Here is a 16,739-nt window from a genome sequence, read left to right as displayed (position 1 = left end):
CGCTGTTCGGATTCGTGATCGTCAGCGTCCTGGCGGGTCTGCTCGCCTCGCTCGTGGTCGCCCCCGCCGCCGCGCTCACCGGCGCGGCGACCTCCGGCACCATCTCGGCGTTCCAGTCCCTCCCGAGCTACCTCGAGGTCGGGCGCCTGATGCAGAAGAGCGACGTCTACGCGGGCGACCCGGACGATCCGACGCTGCTGGCCTCCTTCTACGACCAGAACCGGATCGAGGTGCCGGCCGACCGGATCGCCGACTCCGTGAAGGACGCGCTCGTCGCGAGCGAGGACCCGCGCTTCTACGACCACGGCGGGATCGACCTGCAGGGCACCCTCCGCGCCATCGCCAGCACCTACCTCCTCGACGGCGACACCCAGGGCGGCTCGTCGATCACGCAGCAGTACGTGAAGAACGTGCTGGTGCAGAAGGCCGAGTCGATCCCGGACGAGGCGGACCGCGACCGCGCGTACGCGGAGGCGACGGCGACCACGGCCGAGCGCAAGCTCAAGGAGATGCGGCTCGCGATCGGGCTCGAGAAGGTGTCCTCGAAGGACGACATCCTCCTCGGCTACCTCAACATCGCGCTGTTCGGAGGCACCGTCTACGGCATCGAGGCCGCGGCGGAGTACTACTACGGCATCCCGGCGGCCGACCTCTCCCTCGCGCAGTCCGCCTCGCTCCTGGCCATCGTGAACAACCCCGAGAAGTTCCGCTTCGACCGTCCGGACGACACGGCCAACGGCGAAGCGAACGGCTACGCGCAGACCCGGGAGCGGCGCGACTACATCCTCGACCGGATGCTCGAGACGGGGAGCATCGACCAGGCCGCGCACGACGCCGCGGCCGCCGAGGCGATCACCCCCGACATCACCCCGCCGTCCACCGGCTGCCAGACGGCCGGCAGCGCGGCCTACTTCTGCGACTACGTGACCCACGTCCTCCGAGACGACCCGGCGCTCGGAGCGACCGACGACGAGCGCTACGCGGCGATCAAGCAGGGCGGGATCAAGGTCTACACGACGATCGATCTCGATCTGCAGAGGACCGCGCAGGAGCTGATGGACGAGCAGGTCCCCTCCTCCGATCCGCGCTTCGACGTCGGGGCGACGGCGGTCGCCGTCCAGAACGGCACCGGGCGCATCCTCACGATGGTGCAGAACAAGCGCTACAGCCAGGACCCGGACGTGATCGCGAGCGGGCCGGAGTTCTCGGCGATCAACCTCAACGTCGACGCGTCCGCGGGCGGCGGCAACGGCTTCCAGACCGGCTCCGCCTACAAGGTGTTCACGCTCGCCGAGTGGCTCGACCGCGGGCACACCCTGCTCGAGCAGTTCGACTCGAAGCAGAAGAACTGGACCGGCTTCGCCGACAGCTGCGAGGGCACCTGGGACTACGACTCCTACAACCCCAAGAACGCCGGCGACGGCGGCTACACCGACACCCAGACGGCGCTGTACTCGACGATCTACTCGCTGAACACGGGCTTCACCGGGATGTCGCACCTGCTCGACCAGTGCGAGATCCGCAAGCAGGCCGAGGCCTTCGGAGTGCACCGCGCGGACGGGACCGCGCTCGTGCAGTCGCCGGGAGCGGTCCTCGGCACCAACGAGATCGCACCGCTCACCATGGCGACCGCCTACTCCGGCATCGCCGCGAACGGCACGACCTGCACCCCCGTCGCGATCACGGCGATCGTCGGAGCGGACGGCCGCGAGATCGAGCCGGTGGAGACGACCTGCAGCCGGGCGGTGTCGTCGAGGGTCGCCTCGGCGATGCAGTACACGATGCTCAAGGTGACCGCCGAGGGCACGGGTGTCGAGGACGATCCGAAGAACGGCATCCAGCACATCACCAAGACGGGCACCACCGACAACTCCGCCGACACCTGGGCCATCGGCGCCTCGACCGAGACCTCCCTCGCGGTCTGGGTCGGCAGCATCTCGGCACGCGCGGACGGCTCGAGGGTGAACCTCGACTCGATCGACTTCGACAGCGGCTGGGCGCCCTCGGCACGCCACCGGATCTGGAAGCCGTTGATGACGGCGATCGACTCCCGCTACGGCGGCTCCGACTTCCCGCAGGCCGACCAGTCGCTCATCGCGGCGCCGCAGGTCACCGTGCCGGACCTGTCGGGCCGGACCAGCGACTCCGCCGCGCAGGCGCTGACCGCAGCAGGGCTCACTCCCGGAGCGACGTCGCAGGTCGACTCGACGCAGCCGATGAACACCGTGGCCGGCACCGGCCCGGCCGCGGGCACCCGCGTGGACAAGGGCTCGGTGGTGAAAGTGCAGCTGAGCACGGGGAAGGCGCCGCCCGCTCCCGCTCCGAGCGGCTGACACCGCTGGACCGGGACGTCGCCGGTCGGCGAGGATCTGCGACGGGAACGGGTCAGGGGGAACGGGTCAGGGAAGCCGGCTCAGGGCTCGACGGCTCCGGCGGGGAGCAGCCCGAACTCGACGAGCTCGTCGTCGGTGAGCAGTCGGCTGCGGATCATGAAGCGCTTGCCCTCGGGGGCTTCGACGCTGAATCCGCTGCCCCGCCCGTCGACGAGGTCGACGGTGAGGTGGGTGTGCTTCCAGTACTCGAACTGGGAGCGGGACATCCAGAAGTCGATCGGGTCCAGGCCGTCGAGCCGGAGCGATTCGACGAGCACGTCCGAGGCGCCGGTGCGGAACATCCCGGCGGGGAAGCACATCGGGGAGCTGCCGTCGCAGCATCCGCCCGACTGGTGGAACATGAGCGGCCCGTGCAGAGCCGTCATCCGGCGGAGCATGCCGGCCGCCTCCGCAGTGACGTCGACCCTCGTGGAGGTCATGGTTGGTGCTCCTTCGCTCGTGGTGCGGAATGTCTGTGTGCGCCCGCCCGCTGACGCCGGACGCTCCTCCGGGCGGCGTCTCGATACGCCGCTGCGCGGACTACTCGATCAACATGAGGGGGCGCCCCCTCGTCCGATGCCTCGCCCGAAGAGCCGAGCACCGTTCTCCCACGCGCCGCCAGCTGCCTCGCCCGCAGGGCCGAGCACCGTTCTCCCACGCGCCGCCAGGTGCCTCGCCCGCAGGGCCGAGCACCGTTCTCCCACGCGCCGCCAGGTGCCTCGCCCGCAGGGCCGAGCACCGTCCTTCCGCGCGCCGCCAGGTGCCTCGCCCGCAGGGCCGAGCACCGAACGGCGGATCCGCGTGCCAGCGGATCCGTCTCGGTGCGGACGCTCCCCGCTCCTCCCCACCCGGCCACCTCCGCAAGCCGACCGCGGCACGGACGACGAGGAACGAGGAGCCCGTGCCAACCAGCACCGAACGGCGGATCCGCGTGCCAGCGGATCCGTCTCGGTGCGGACGCTCCCCGCTCCTCCCCACCCGGCCACGTCGGCGAGCCGACCGCGGCACGGGCGACGAGGAACGAGGAGCCCGCGCGAACCGACTCAGAAGAAGCCCATCGGTCCTTCCGCGTAGGAGACGAGGAGGTTCTTCGTCTGCTGGTAGTGGTCGAGCATCACCTTGTGGTTCTCGCGTCCGATGCCCGACTGCTTGTAGCCGCCGAACGCCGCGTGCGCGGGGTACTGGTGGTAGGTGTTCGACCAGACGCGGCCGGCTTCGATGGCCCGGCCGGCGCGGTAGAGCTGGGCGCCGTTGCGGCTCCACACTCCGGCGCCGAGGCCGTAGAGGGTGTCGTTGGCGATGCCGATCGCGTCGTCGAAGTCGTCGAAGGAGGTGAGGGCGAGGACGGGTCCGAAGATCTCCTCCTGGAAGATGCGCATCGAGTTGCGGCCCTCGAACACGGTCGGGTTGACGTAGTAGCCGCCGCTGAGCTCGCCGCCGAGGTCGGCGCGGTCGCCGCCGATGAGCAGCTTCGCTCCCTCCTGCTTGCCGATGTCCATGTAGGAGAGGATCTTCTCGAGCTGGTCGTTCGAGGCCTGGGCGCCGATCATCGTGGCGGTGTCGAGCGGGTTGCCCTGCTTGATCCGCTTGACCCGCTCGAGGCCGTCTCCGACGAAGTCGTCGTAGATCGAGCGCTGCACGAGTGCCCGCGACGGGCAGGTGCAGACCTCGCCCTGGTTGAGGGCGAAGAACGAGAAGCCCTCGAGCGCCTTGTCGTAGAAGGAGTCGCGTTCCGCGGCGACGTCGGCGAAGAACACGTTGGGGCTCTTGCCGCCCAGCTCCAGCGTCACCGGGATGAGGTTCTCGCTGGCGTACTGCATGATCAGGCGGCCGGTGGTCGTCTCGCCGGTGAAGGCGATCTTGCGGATGCGCGGGTGGGAGGCGAGCGGTGCGCCCGCTTCGAACCCGAATCCGTTGACGACGTTGAGCACGCCGGCGGGGATGAGGTCGCCGATCAGGTCGAGCAGCACGTGGATGGACGCCGGCGTCTGCTCGGCCGGCTTCAGCACCACGCAGTTGCCCGCGGCGAGCGCCGGCGCGAGCTTCCACACGGCCATCAGGATCGGGAAGTTCCAGGGGATGATCTGCCCGACCACGCCCAGCGGCTCGTGGAAGTGGTACGCGATCGTGTCGTGGTCGATCTCGGAGACGCCTCCCTCCTGCGCGCGGATCGCTCCGGCGAAGTAGCGGAAGTGGTCGATCGCGAGGGGGATGTCGGCGGCGAGGGTCTCGCGCACGGGCTTGCCGTTCTCCCACGTCTCGGCGACGGCGAGCAGCTCGAGGTTCGCCTCCATGCGGTCGGCGATCTTCAGGAGCATGTTCGAGCGCTCGGCGGGGCTGGTCTTCCCCCAGCTCGCGAACGCCTTCCAGCCCGCCTCGACGGCACGGTCGACGTCGGCGGCGGTGCCGCGGGCGATCTCGCAGAAGGGCTTCCCGGTGATCGGGGTGATGTTCTCGAAGTACTGGCCGCTCGCGGGGGCGACGTACTCGCCTCCGATGTAGTGGTCGTAGCGCGAGCGGAAGGAGGCGACGGATCCCTCGGTGCCTGGATTCGCGTAGACCGTGGAACCCGGCTCCTGCGGTGCCTGCTCGGCGACCTGGTCGGCGTACAGCGTCATGTGGACCTCCATCGACGTCGTTGTCGTGGGCGCGGGGTGGGCGCCCGGTCCTGACGCTACGTCGCGGGGGGTTGCACGACGTTGCACGGGTCGACGTACCGGCGGGAGCGGCGAGGACGGAGACCGGACCGGCCGGGCGGAGACGCGGCCGCCCGAGGAGGACGGCCCCGCGACCCCGGACCTCAGACGCAGGCGAGCAGGTGCTGGGCGATCCGGCTCATGTAGACGCCGTAGGTCACCGTTGCCGCTGCGGCCCCCGCGCCGACCCAGGACCACACCTGCGGCCAGGCGGAGCCGTCGACGAGGAGCACGACGACTCCGATCGCTCCGACCAGCGTCGTCCAGGTGGCGAGCCAGAGGTCGAGGGTCCGGCCGAAGATCCTCGCCATCGGGTAGAAGTGCAGGCCCACGATCACGGCGATGGCCGGCACGAGGAAGCGGTCGAGCCCGGTGCCGGTGAGGACTCCCACCGCGACACCGATCAGCACGCCCTCCGCGGCGAAGACCGCCCCGAAGAGCACGCCGTTCGGCTTCGCCGCGCGGTCGGCGTCGGTGAGCTCCACCGCCATCCTCCGCCGGGCGACGAGGAGGCGGACGGCCTGCACGGCGAAGACCACGGCCGCGAGCGCGCAGACGGTCACGGCGGTCGTCGCCGCCGGTGCCGGCCAGCCGACCGTGGTGTCGCTCGCCCACCACATCGTGAAGACCGCCATCAGGAGCAGGCCCCCCGCGACTCCGCTCGCGAGGGCCCGGGGAGGTGGTGCGAGGGTGCTCATGCGTCGAGGCTAGCGAGACGGTTCCGCGGCCGGACGGCTCCGGCGGGACTCCCGGGAGCGGACGGGACGGCTCAGCGCTGCTCCGCCTCGATCGTCTCGAGGTGCGCGGCGACACCGGCACGCCGCGGCGAGCGGGGCGGGAGGACGCGCAGGAGCTCCCGCCACACCTCCGCGTCGTCGCGGCCGTCCGGGCCCTCCGCCCAGGCGAGGAGGGTCGCGGGCGCCGCATCGGCGAGGACGCTCGCCCGCACCCGCAGGCGCAGCTCGCCGGCGATCGCCCGGATCCCCGGCGCCTCGGACGAGGGCAGCGGCGCGCCCCGGTAGGCGTCCAGGGCGAGGCGGTGGGAGCCGCGGTCGAGCAGGCCCAGCACCTGGCGGGCGTCGAGGTCGACCGGGCTCGCCAGGCGGTAGGGGCGCGAGAGGGGCACCAGGCGCGGGAGGGTCGGCTCGAGCGCGCGGCGCAGCCGCACCATCTCGGCGCGGACGGTGACCACCGCGTCGTCCCGGCCGTGGAGCAGGAGGGCGAGCTGCTCGGCCGAGAGCCCGGCCCGGTGCCAGGCGAGCAGGGTCAGGATCTCGGCGTGCCGGGTGCTCAGCTCGAGCGTCGCTCCGGCGGCCGTCACCAGGCCCGTCTCGCGCCCGAGGACCCGCAGGCTCGGCGCCCGGGCCGCCGCTGTGCTCCGTGCAGCGGGCCGCCGCGGGCGGAGGAGCCGCTGCACCATCAGCTCGCTCTCGACGGCGGCGGCGGTCGCCTCCATCAGCGGGAGGGTCTGCGGGGCGACGACGTCGGCGCCGCCGGTGATGTCGATCACTCCGAGGATCTCGTGCGTCTCGGGGTCGTGCACGGGGACGGCGGTGCAGCTCCACGGGTGCACGAGCGAGGCGAAGTGCTCGGCGCCGTGGATCTGCACGCCGTGATCGAGCACGAGGGCCGTCCCCGGCGCGGACGTCCCGACGTCGGGCTCGGCCCACGCGGCGCCCTCGACGAACGACATCCCCTCGGCGAGGCTCTTGAGGTGCTGGTCCCCGTCGATCCAGAGCAGCCGCCCGAGCGCATCGCCCACCGCGACCAGCACGCCGCTGTCCTCGTCGGCGTCGCGCACCAGCAGGCGACGGATCACCGGGAGGACCGAGGCGAGCGGATGCCCGGTGCGGTACTCGCGGAGGTCGTCGCCCGAGAACGAGAGCGGTGCCGTCAGCCGGTCCGGATCGAGGCGCCGCCGCCGTGCGCGCTCCCACGACTCCTCGACCAGCGCGCGCCGCCGACCGCTGCCAGGGCGGGCCAGCCACGGGTTGGTCATGCGCTCCGCCTCGTCGTCGGGTCGGTGGGAGTCGACGCTACTCCGCGGAGCGCGGCGGCGCCTCTGTCGCACGTGTCCGCACCGAGGCGACCGGTCCGCAGCGGGTGCGGTCACCGGTCGATGGTCGCCGTGTTCGCCTCGTCGTGCCGATCCCCCGCGGCCGGCTCGAGCCTCTCGAGGCGCTCGATCAGCTCGGGACCGAGCTCGACAGCGTCGGCCGCGGTGTTCTCCTCCACCCGCGCGACGCGGCGGGTCCCCGGGATCGGGGCGATGTCGTCTCCGCGGGTCAGGATCCACGCGAGCGCGGTCTGCGCCGGAGTCGCTCCGATCTCCGCACCGATGGCGCGGACCTCGTCGGCGAGCGCGAGGTTGCGGCGGAAGTTGTCGCCGATGAAGCGGGGGTTCGACTTCCGCCAGTCCCCCTCGGGGATGTCGTCGACCGAGCGCAGCTGACCGGTGAGCAGCCCGTGACCGAGAGGCGAATAGGGCACGAATCCGATCCCGAGCTCGCGGAGGAGCGGCAGGATCTCCGCCTCGACGTCGCGCGTCCAGAGCGAGTACTCGGTCTGGAGCGCCGACACCGGCTGGACGGCGTGGGCGCGCCGGATCGTCGCAGGCGAGGCCTCGGAGAGCCCGAAGTGGAGGACCTTGCCTTCGGAGATCAGCTCGGCGACAGCTCCGGCGGTCTCCTCGATCGGCGTCCCGCGGTCGACCCGGTGCTGGTAGTAGAGGTCGATGCGGTCGGTGCCGAGCCGGCGGAGGGAGCCTTCGACAGCGGCCCGGATGTTGCGCGCACTGCTGTCGACGACGCCCGGTCCTCCCCCGGAGTGCGAGACGAGGCCGAACTTGGTCGCGATCCGCACCTCGTCGCGGCGGCCGCGGACGGCCCGGCCGACGAGCTCCTCGCTGTGGAAGGGACCGTAGATCTCCGCGGTGTCGAGATGCGTCACTCCGCGATCGAGCGCCCGGTGGATCGTCCGGATCGACTCGTCGTCGTCGAGAGCTCCCCCGGTCGTGTAAGTGCCGGCCATGGTCATGGCGCCGAGGCCGATCCTCGAGACGGTCAGGCCTCCGAGACGTGCGTTCTTCATGCCCTGCTCCTTCTGTCGTATCGGGACGCCCCAGTCTCGGCTCGTCGCTCGGAGTAGCGGGAGGCCCTGCCGACGGGGTCACCGGCAGTACCCCGCTCCGAGCAGCCGCAGGCCTTAGCGTCGAGACATGGACAGCCACGACGACCTCAGGGAGTTCCTGACGACCAGGCGCGCCCGCCTGACGCCTGAGCAGGCCGGGCTGCCCGACTTCGGCGGTCGTCGACGAGTCCCGGGACTGCGCCGGGAGGAGGTCGCCCTGCTCGCGGGGATGAGCCCGGAGTACTACCGCAGACTCGAGCGCGGTACCGCGGCCGGCGTCTCCGAGGCCGTCCTGGAGGGGATCAGCCGGGCGCTGCGCCTGGACGAGGCGGAGCACGCCCATCTGCTCGACCTGGTCCGCGGCGCCGCGCCGGGGCGCCCGACCCGCGGAAGCCGCCCCGCGCCGCGCGCGCGGACCCTCCGTCCCGACGTCCAGCGGATGATCGACGCGATGTCGACGGTGCCGGTCTACGTGCAGAACGGGCGACTCGACTGCATCGGGACCAACCGTCTGGGGCGAGCGCTCTTCTCGGAGATGCTCGTCGACCGGGCGGGCCCTGCGAATGCGGCTCGGTTCACCTTCCTCGACCCGCGTGCCCGGACCTTCTACCGCGACTGGGAGAACGGTGCGGGGCAGATGGTCGCCGTCCTGCGCAGGGAGGCGGGGCGGAGCCCCTTCGACCGGGTCCTCGGCGACCTGGTCGACGAGCTCTCGACGGGCAGCGATCTCTTCCGCCGCCTGTGGTCCTCCCACGACGTCCGCGAGCACAGCACCGGCGCGAAGAGCATCCGCCACCCGCTCGTCGGCGATCTCGACCTCCACTTCGAGGCCATGGACCTCGCCTCGGAGCCGGGACTCCAGCTGCTGGTCTTCACTGCCGCTGCCGGCTCCCGCTCCCAGGACGGCCTGACTCTGCTGGCGAGCTGGGCTGCGGACTCGACGGCCGCGGACCTCTCCACCGCGTGACGACCGCCTCCGGATCGTCGCAGATCCTCACTCGGCCCGTCTCGACCGCCGGCCGCGCCCCCGCACCGCCAGCAGCAGCACCGCCGCCACCAGCACCGCGATGCCCAGGACGGCTCCCGCGGTGAGCAGCTCCCCCAGCACCGCCACGCCGAGGAGAGTCGCGGTCGCCGGCTCCAGGAGGGTGAGCGTCGAGACGGTCGCCGCGGGAAGCGCTCGCAGGCCGCGCGCGAAGAAGGTGTAGGCCACGGCGACCGTCACCACTCCGAGCCAGAGCACGGCCGGGATCGAGCCGGAGAGCCGCGACGGATCGCCCAGCAGCAGGAACGGGAGCGCCAGCAGCGCCGCGGCCCCGAACTGGGCTCCCATGGCGGCGACGGGGCTGAGCCCGCGCTCGAGCAGCAGCTTGCCGCAGACGGCGTAGAGCGCGTAGGAGGCGCCGGCGCCGGCCGAGGCGGCGAGGCCGGGGAGCGTCACGCCGCCGGATCCGCCTCCGCTGAGGAGCACCACGCCGACCGCGGCGAGCGCGGTCGAGGCGAACCAGCGCGGGCTCGGGGTCGTCCGCAGGACGAGCCACTCCAGCAGGCCGGTGAAGGCGGGAGCGGAGCCGAGGGCGACGATCGTTCCGACCGCGACGCCGTTCTGCGCGGTGCCGGTGAAGAAGGCGGGCTGGTACGCGGCGACGCCGACCGCTCCGAGCACGACGAGCAGCACGACGGCGCGGGTCGGGCGGGAGCGGCTCCGCCGGCGCAGAGCCTCCACGCCGAGGAGAGCGGCCAGCAGGGCGCCGCCGAGGACGATGCGCGCCGCCCCGAGGAGGAGCGGATCCACGCCCGCCGCTCCGAGGGCCTGGGCGGTCCCCGTCGTGCCGAAGCAGACGGCGGCGAGGAGGACGGCGCCGATCGCCGAGGTCCGGGCCCCGCTCATCCCGCCCTGCTCCCCCGGCCGCCTGATGACCGGCTCCCAGTGTCCCAGGGATGGGCGCGTGCTCTTCCGCCTCTCGCACCGGGGGCCCAGGATGGAGGGACCGGACTAGCGGAGGAGCACGACGTGGGCATCGCGGAACCGTTCGACCTCGAGGACCACCACCGCAGCGCGCACGGCGCCCTGCGCGAGCACTTCTCAGTGCGCGAGTTCGAGGAGGTGCCGCTGGACCGCGAGGCCATCGTCGCCACCGCGTACCTGCGGGCGATCGAGCACGCCACCGTGGCCCGGGTGCTCCCCCTCGCGCGCGCCCACCCCGACGAGCAGGTCCGCGCGTTCGCGTCCGTCTGGGCCGCCGAGCGGCACCGGATCGCCGACGCCCTGGGCGACGTGCTCGCGGCCTCGCCGCAGATCCGCGGCATCGACATCCGCCCGCCGGAGCCGACGGTGAGGTCGCGCCCGCTCCTCGACCGCGCCGCGGCCTCCCTCGCCGGCCCCGTCGCGCTGGCCCTCGCGGTGGACGCCCGGGTCGCGGTGCACGGCTACCGCCGGCTCGCCCGGCTCTCGCTGCACCCCGAGATGGAGCGCCTCGCCGAGACGGTCACGGGCATCCTCGAGCGGCAGGCCGACTTCTTCACGGTGCACGCGGCGGGACGCCTCGGACGCCCGCTGCCGCGCCGGGTGCAGGCGGCCGGCCTGCTCGCCGTGCTGCGCCTCCCGATCGGCGAGGCCGACCTGCCGGAGGCTCTCGCCCGCGAGGGTCGGGAGCTCGTCTTCGGCCGGGACGACGGCGGACTCGACGGGATCGACGCGGGCGTCGTCGCGGCGTTCGCGCTGCCCTGCACGGCGGCCCGGCGGCTCGTGCACCCGTACCGGCCGGTGTCGATCCGTGCCGCGCACCGCCTCGGACGACTCGCCGCCGACACCCGCGCCGCCGTCACGACCCTGCTGGAGCAGGTGCGCGAGTAGCGGCGGCGCTCAGCCCAGCAGCTCGCGCACGTCCTCGGCGGTGATCCCGCCGGTGGCCGCCGCGCCGTCGTCCGACATGACCGCGGCGAAGAGCGCGGCCTTCGCCTCCTTGAGGGCCATCACCTTCTCCTCGATCGTGTCCTTCGCGACCAGGCGGTAGACCATGACCGAGCGGGTCTGGCCGATGCGGTGCGCACGGTCGACCGCCTGCGACTCGGTGGCGGGGTTCCACCACGGGTCGAGCAGGATGCAGTAGTCGGCCTCGGTGAGGTTGAGCCCGAAGCCGCCGGCCTTGAGCGAGATCAGGAACACGCCCGCCGCGCCCGAGCGGAACCGCTCGATGACCTCGTCGCGCTTCTTCGTCGCTCCGTCGAGGTAGGCGTACTCGATGCCCGCCGCGTCCAGCCGGCCGCGGACCCGGCCGAGGAACCGCGTGAACTGGCTGAACACCAGCACGCGGTGCCCCTCGCCGAGGGCGTCGCCCAGCAGCTCGTCGAGCAGGTCGAGCTTGGTCGAGGGCACGCTCTCGTGCGCCTCGTCGACCAGTGCCGCGTCGAGCGCGACCTGGCGCAGCACGGTCAGCGCGCGGAAGATCGCGAAGCGGTTCTTCTCGAAGTCGCCGATCAGGCCCAGCACGCGCTGCCGCTCCCGCGCCAGGTACGTGTCGTAGACCTTCCGCTGCTTCGGGCCGAGCTCGACCTCGAGGGTCTGCTCCTGCTTGGGCGGCAGCTCCTTGGCGACGAGCTCCTTGGTGCGCCGCAGCATCAGCGGGCGGATGCGCCGCCGCAGCTGCGAGAGCTTCTCGCTGTCGGCCTCGCGCTCGATCGGCTTCTGGTAGAACTCGACGAACCCGGCGGGCGAGGGGAACAGGCCCGGAGCGACGATCGACAGCAGCGACCAGAGCTCCATCACGTTGTTCTCCATCGGCGTTCCCGTGATGGCGAGCTTGAAGGGCACGTCGAGCCGGCGCGCGAGCTGGTGCGTCGCCGACTGGCGGTTCTTGACGAACTGCGCCTCGTCGAGGAGGAGCCCCGACCACTGGATGCCCGAGTACGACTCGTAGTCGAGCCGGAACAGGGCGTAGGAGGTGACGACCAGCTCGGCCTCGCCGATGACGCTCGAGAGCGCCTTCCGCTTCTTCTTCGACGTCTCGTCGATCCCGACGACGCGGAGGTCCGGGGCGAAGCGCTTGGCCTCGCCGACCCAGTTGGGCACCACGCTGGTGGGCGCGACGACGAGGAACGGGCGCGGCGAGGTGCCCGCCTCCGCGGCCGCGGCGCGCTGCTCCTGCATCACCCGGGTGACCAGGGCGAGGGACTGCACGGTCTTGCCCAGGCCCATGTCGTCGGCGAGCACGCCGCCGAGCTGGTTGTCGTAGAGGAACGAGAGCCAGTCGTAGCCGAGCTGCTGGTAGGGCCGCAGCTCCACGGCGAAGCCCTCGGGCAGGACCCGCGACTCCAGCGCACCGGTCGCGGTGAAGCCGGAGAGCCCCTCCACGGAGCGGCGCCACGCGGCGGCCTGGGCCTCCACGACGCCCAGCTCGACCAGCTCGTCCCAGAGGGAGGACTGGAACCGGCTGATCCGCAGGGTCTCGCCGGGGTCGTCCGAGAGCTCGCGGGCCTCGGCGATCAGCTCGCGGAGGCGGCCGAACCGCTCGTCGTCGAGGGCGAAGTAGACGCCGCTGGGCAGCACCATGTACTCGTCGCCGCGGGCGAGCGCGAGGAAGATCTCGGCCAGCGGGACCGCCTCGTCGTTGACGGTGACGGAGATCTCGAGGTTGAACCAGTCGCGGCTGTCGGGCTGGGCGACGGTCTGCACGGCGACCACGGGCGCGGTCTGCGCCTCGCGGTACTCGACGCGCTCGCCGATCTCCTCGATCTCGACGGTGCCGAGCTCGCGGAGCCGCTCGACCTCGCCGGTGAGGAAGCCGACGGTCTGCATGCCGCGCAGGTCGAAGGTGGGGCGCAGGCGCCTGCTCGACGGGGACACCAGGGCCGGCGTCGACTCCGGGTCGAGACCCGCTCCTACGAGGGAGTCGAGGATCCGCTGCTCGGCCTCGGGGTCGCGGTAGCCCGCGTCCTCGCCGACCCGCAGCGGGAGCCGCTCGGCGTCCACGCCGCCGCGCGCTCCCTCCACCCCGTAGCGCCACCACCACGAGCCGCGCAGGCCCGCGCCGTCGGTGTGCTCGAGGGTGAGGCCGAGGCGCGGCTCGGGCACCGCCGGCGCCTCGAAGGAGCCGTCGCGGGAGACGATGTCGAACAGCCGGTGCAGCCGCTGGTAGTGCTCGGTGAGGAACGCCGACTCCTCGGCCACCGGGATGCGGATGGCCTCACGGCTCCAGAGGAACGTGCGCGCGGAGGACAGCAGCGGCGCGGCGAACGGGATGAGCGTGACCGGGCGGGCGCGCATCTCGTCGCCGCCCTCCCACGTGTAGAGGCCGACGGCCGGGTCGCCGATGAAGCCGAACTCCTCGGGCGCCGGGTGGTCGCCGATCGCGACGAGCGAGCGCAGCTCGAGGCCGGCGGCGGTGCGCGTGACGTCGATGGAGGCGGTGGCCGTCGTGTCGAGGATCTTCAGCGGCGTCTGGTCGCGGTCGCCCATCACCAGGCCGATGCCCGCGCGGACGGCGCCGTGCAGTGCCGCCCAGATCGCCTCGCTCCGGCACTGGTCGAGGTAGAGCCAGGTGTCGGGCGAGTAGTAGCTGGAGGCGCTGTGCCCGGAGAGCAGGCCCTGCATCTCGCGGATCACGTCGATCTGGCGCTCGTCGTAGTCGTGGCTGTAGTGCAGGTAGCCGAGGTCGCGCCAGCTGGTGCCGGTGCGGACCCAGCGGTCGCGGTCGCCCATCCGCACCGGGCGCACGCCCAGGCGCGGGCGCGGCTCGGGCGGCGGCCGGTAGGAGTTGTAGCGGCCGGGCGGGCGACGCACGGGCTCGCCGGGCAGCAGCTCGAACTGCAGGCCGAGCGGGATGCCGGTGTGCGAGCGCTCCGCGCCGGCGAGGAGCGGGGCGAGCGCGCTGCGCCACTCCGGGACGGCGTCGACAGCGGCCTCGCCCGGGAAGGGACCGGCCACTCCGCCCTCGCGCTCGCGGCGCAGGGCCTCGATCAGGACGGCCGCGACGTGCTTGCACTCGTGCTTGACCGGGCAGCTGCAGGCGCCGCCGAGGAGGGTCCAGTGCTCGCCCTCGTCGCGGAGCTGCACGCTCACGGCGTACGGCGAGCGCCCGGATCCGCGGACCTGGCCGAAGAGGCGGGTGCGGCCGCCGAACCACTGCAGCTCGCGCACGCGGCCCTCGTCCGCGTAAGCGGTGCCCTTCTCGACGGCGGCGGTTCCGACGAGGGCGCGGATGTCCTGCTCGGAGAAGGGCTCGTGGCCGGCGGTCACCGGCCCGGGTGCGGCCGACGGCAGCACCTCACCGGGGGGACTCTGGCGGGCCATGGACCTCACGCTCTCCGCGCTCGAACGAGCGCATCCGTCTATTCAACCCGATTCCGGAGGCGCTGCGAGCCGCGGGCCGGGATCCGTGGAGGACGCACGGCCGTCCCTACGATGGAGGGATGCCCCGTCTGGCCGTCGTCTCGGCGCACACCTCCCCGCTCGAGCAGCCGTCGACGGGCGACTCGGGCGGGATGAACGTGTACCTCGCGGCGGTGCTGCCGGAGCTGGCGGCGCTCGGCTGGGAGATCGAGGTGCTGACCCGTGGCGAGGGCGTCCGCACTCTCGCGCCGGGTGTGCGGGTGGTCGGCGTGCCGGTGCCGGCGGGCGACAAGTACGCGCTGGCGTCCGCGGCGCCGGAGTTCGCGCGCGCCGCGGCGGGAGCCGATGTCGTGCACTCGCACTACTGGGTGTCGGGCCTCGCGGGGGCGCTCACCGGCAGGCCGCACGTGCACTCGATGCACTCGAGCTCCCTCGCCAAGAACGCCCGGCTCGCCCCGGGCGACGTCGCGGAGCCGCAGCAGCGGATCGACGCGGAGCGCTCCGTGCTGGCCTCCGCCGACGCGATCGTGGTGGCGGGCGCCTCGGAGCGGGAGGACGTCGTCGGCGGGTACGGCGCGGATCCGGACCGGGTCGTCGTGGTGCCGCCCGGAGTCGACGCGCGGTTCCGCCCGGGCGGCGAGCGCTCCGGAGTCGTCCTGGTCGGCCGGGTGCAGCCGCTCAAGGGCCAGCTGCTGGCGGTCGAGGCGCTCGCGAGAATCGCGCCGGCGGAGCGGCCGGTGCTGCGGCTGGTGGGCGGGGCGGCACCGGGCCGGGAGTCGTACCTCGACGCGGTGCGCGCCGCGGCGGCTCCGCTGGGAGACCGCGTGCTGATCGAGGGGGCCGCCGACCGCGACCGGGTGGCGGAGCGGCTCCGGAGTGCGCAGCTGGCGCTCGTGCCCTCGGCGGCCGAGACCTTCGGGCTGATCGCGCTCGAGGCGGCCGGCAGCGGCACTCCCGTGCTCGCGCGCAGGACGACCGGCCTGGTGGACGCGGTGCGCGACGGCGGGAGCGGCGTGCTGCTCGACTCCGACTCCCCCGCGGCGTGGGCCGAGGCGATCCTGACCCTGCTGGGCTCGCCCGGTGAGCTGGCGCGTCTCGGCCGCGGCGGCGTCGACTGGGCGGCCGCCCACTCCTGGCCGGCCGCCGCCGCCCGGCTGGACGCCGTCTACCGCAGCCTGTCGGCTCACTGAAGGAACCCCGGACCGTCGACGGACCCCGCTCCGCCGGGTCACCTCGACGGGTCGGGGTCCCCTCGGTGCAGGGTGGGGGTCAGTCGGCGATGGCGGGGGCCCCGGGGTCGAGGCGGGCGCCGCGGGTGGAGCGGTACCAGGGCGCCAGGCGGTCGGGCGAGACGGCGACCATCGCGGCGCCCGTGAATCCGGCGTCGTTGCCGAAGCGGGCGGGGACGATCTCGGTGCCGATGTCGAGGAAGCGGGCGAACTCGTCGAAGACGTGCGCCGCCGCGCCGCCGATCACGAACAGCTGCGGCGAGAGCAGCATCTCGAGGTGCCGGTAGTAGACGCTGAGGCGACCCGCCCACTCCTCGAGGGTGATGCCCTCGCGGCGGACGGCCGAGAAGCCGACCTGCGGCTCGAAGTCGGGACCGTCGATGTGCAGGTGACCGAGCTCGGAGTTGGGGATCACCACGCCCTCGTGGACGAGCGCCGTCCCGATGCCGGTGCCGAGGGTGGTCAGCAGGAGGAGGCCCTCGCGTCCGCGCATGGCCCCGAACTCGCGCTCGGCGACTCCTGCCGCGTCCGCGTCGTTGACGACGACGACGTCGACCCCGGTCGCCTCCGAGAGGAGGGCCTGCGCGTCGAGCCCGACCCAGCGCTGCGAGACGTGGGTGGTCTGGCGGACGACGCCGCCGCGGACGATCCCGGGGAAGCCGACGCCGACGGGCGTGCCCGCGATCGGCGAGACGTCGCGGACGATGCCGGCGATCGCCTCGGCGAAGTCCTCGGGCTCCTTGCCCAGCGGGTTCGCGACCGCGAAGCGCCGAGCCGCCCGCTCGCCGGTGGTGACGTCGACGAGGGACGCCTTGATCGACGTCCCCCCGATGTCGACGCCGACGGCGAAGCGCGGGAGGAGGCCGTCGTGGGGCTGGGTCACGGATGCTCCGTCTGCAGTGGTGGCGAGTGCGGGGACTCGGGAGAACGGTCGGCCCGTCGGATCCGGGATCGCGACGAGCCGAAGGCGATTCTACGAGCC

General features: G+C 73.0%; 12 protein-coding genes. 4 read left to right on the top strand and 8 right to left on the bottom strand.

What is annotated here, in order from left to right; translation table 11 throughout:
• Nucleotides 1-14 precede the first annotated feature (14 nt).
• The gene (locus GSU40_RS03635) at nucleotides 15-2,333 is read left to right on the top strand and encodes a transglycosylase domain-containing protein (RefSeq protein ID WP_160033724.1); all 2,319 of its coding nucleotides are present in this window, start codon (nucleotides 15-17) and stop codon (nucleotides 2,331-2,333) included.
• 80 nt (nucleotides 2,334-2,413) lie between these two features.
• Here the strand turns inward: GSU40_RS03635 and GSU40_RS03630 are convergent, their stop codons facing one another.
• From GSU40_RS03630 to GSU40_RS03610, 5 genes are all read right to left on the bottom strand, one after another.
• Nucleotides 2,414-2,812 carry a DUF779 domain-containing protein gene (locus GSU40_RS03630; protein ID WP_104249764.1) on the bottom strand — a complete coding sequence of 133 codons (399 nt, stop codon included), beginning with the start codon at nucleotides 2,810-2,812 and terminating at the stop codon, nucleotides 2,414-2,416.
• A gap of 603 nt (nucleotides 2,813-3,415) precedes the next feature.
• The gene (locus tag GSU40_RS03625; RefSeq protein ID WP_104233506.1) at nucleotides 3,416-4,990 is read right to left on the bottom strand and encodes an aldehyde dehydrogenase family protein; all 1,575 of its coding nucleotides are present in this window, start codon (nucleotides 4,988-4,990) and stop codon (nucleotides 3,416-3,418) included.
• A 182-nt stretch (nucleotides 4,991-5,172) separates the two neighbouring features.
• Nucleotides 5,173-5,766, bottom strand: a complete 594-nt coding sequence (locus tag GSU40_RS03620; RefSeq protein ID WP_160033722.1) for a hypothetical protein — start codon at nucleotides 5,764-5,766, stop codon at nucleotides 5,173-5,175.
• A 71-nt stretch (nucleotides 5,767-5,837) separates the two neighbouring features.
• Nucleotides 5,838-7,067, bottom strand: a complete 1,230-nt coding sequence (locus tag GSU40_RS03615; RefSeq protein ID WP_104224191.1) for a GAF domain-containing protein — start codon at nucleotides 7,065-7,067, stop codon at nucleotides 5,838-5,840.
• A 110-nt stretch (nucleotides 7,068-7,177) separates the two neighbouring features.
• Nucleotides 7,178-8,158, bottom strand: coding sequence for an aldo/keto reductase (locus tag GSU40_RS03610; protein ID WP_104328855.1), 981 nt, complete (start codon nucleotides 8,156-8,158; stop codon nucleotides 7,178-7,180).
• Nucleotides 8,159-8,285: 127 nt separating this feature from the next.
• Between GSU40_RS03610 and GSU40_RS03605 the strand changes: the two genes are divergently transcribed.
• Nucleotides 8,286-9,164 carry a helix-turn-helix transcriptional regulator gene (locus GSU40_RS03605; RefSeq protein WP_160033720.1) on the top strand — a complete coding sequence of 293 codons (879 nt, stop codon included), beginning with the start codon at nucleotides 8,286-8,288 and terminating at the stop codon, nucleotides 9,162-9,164.
• A gap of 27 nt (nucleotides 9,165-9,191) precedes the next feature.
• On the opposite strand, the gene GSU40_RS03600 is transcribed toward GSU40_RS03605, so the two are convergent.
• Nucleotides 9,192-10,088: an EamA family transporter gene (locus GSU40_RS03600; RefSeq protein WP_160033718.1), complete on the bottom strand. Its 897-nt coding sequence runs from the start codon at nucleotides 10,086-10,088 to the stop codon at nucleotides 9,192-9,194.
• Between the two features lie 123 nt (nucleotides 10,089-10,211).
• On the opposite strand from GSU40_RS03600, the gene GSU40_RS03595 reads away from it, so the two are divergent.
• Nucleotides 10,212-11,054, top strand: coding sequence for a hypothetical protein (locus tag GSU40_RS03595; protein ID WP_104225933.1), 843 nt, complete (start codon nucleotides 10,212-10,214; stop codon nucleotides 11,052-11,054).
• Between the two features lie 9 nt (nucleotides 11,055-11,063).
• On the opposite strand, the gene GSU40_RS03590 is transcribed toward GSU40_RS03595, so the two are convergent.
• Entirely contained in the window at nucleotides 11,064-14,489 is a 3,426-nt protein-coding gene (locus GSU40_RS03590) for a DEAD/DEAH box helicase (protein ID WP_104224188.1), read from the bottom strand.
• A 119-nt stretch (nucleotides 14,490-14,608) separates the two neighbouring features.
• Here GSU40_RS03590 and GSU40_RS03585 point away from each other — a divergent pair, with 119 nt between their 5' ends.
• Nucleotides 14,609-15,718, top strand: a complete 1,110-nt coding sequence (locus GSU40_RS03585) for a glycosyltransferase (protein ID WP_160033716.1) — start codon at nucleotides 14,609-14,611, stop codon at nucleotides 15,716-15,718.
• Nucleotides 15,719-15,797: 79 nt separating this feature from the next.
• On the opposite strand, the gene GSU40_RS03580 is transcribed toward GSU40_RS03585, so the two are convergent.
• Nucleotides 15,798-16,640: an ROK family protein gene (locus GSU40_RS03580; RefSeq protein WP_244229583.1), complete on the bottom strand. Its 843-nt coding sequence runs from the start codon at nucleotides 16,638-16,640 to the stop codon at nucleotides 15,798-15,800.
• Nucleotides 16,641-16,739: the final 99 nt, after the last annotated feature.

The sequence above is a fragment of the Rathayibacter sp. VKM Ac-2805 genome, from assembly GCF_009834265.1.
Taxonomy (GTDB): domain Bacteria; phylum Actinomycetota; class Actinomycetes; order Actinomycetales; family Microbacteriaceae; genus Rathayibacter.
Note: the sequence above shows the minus strand (reverse complement) of the source record. Positions and strands in the feature narration are given on the sequence as shown.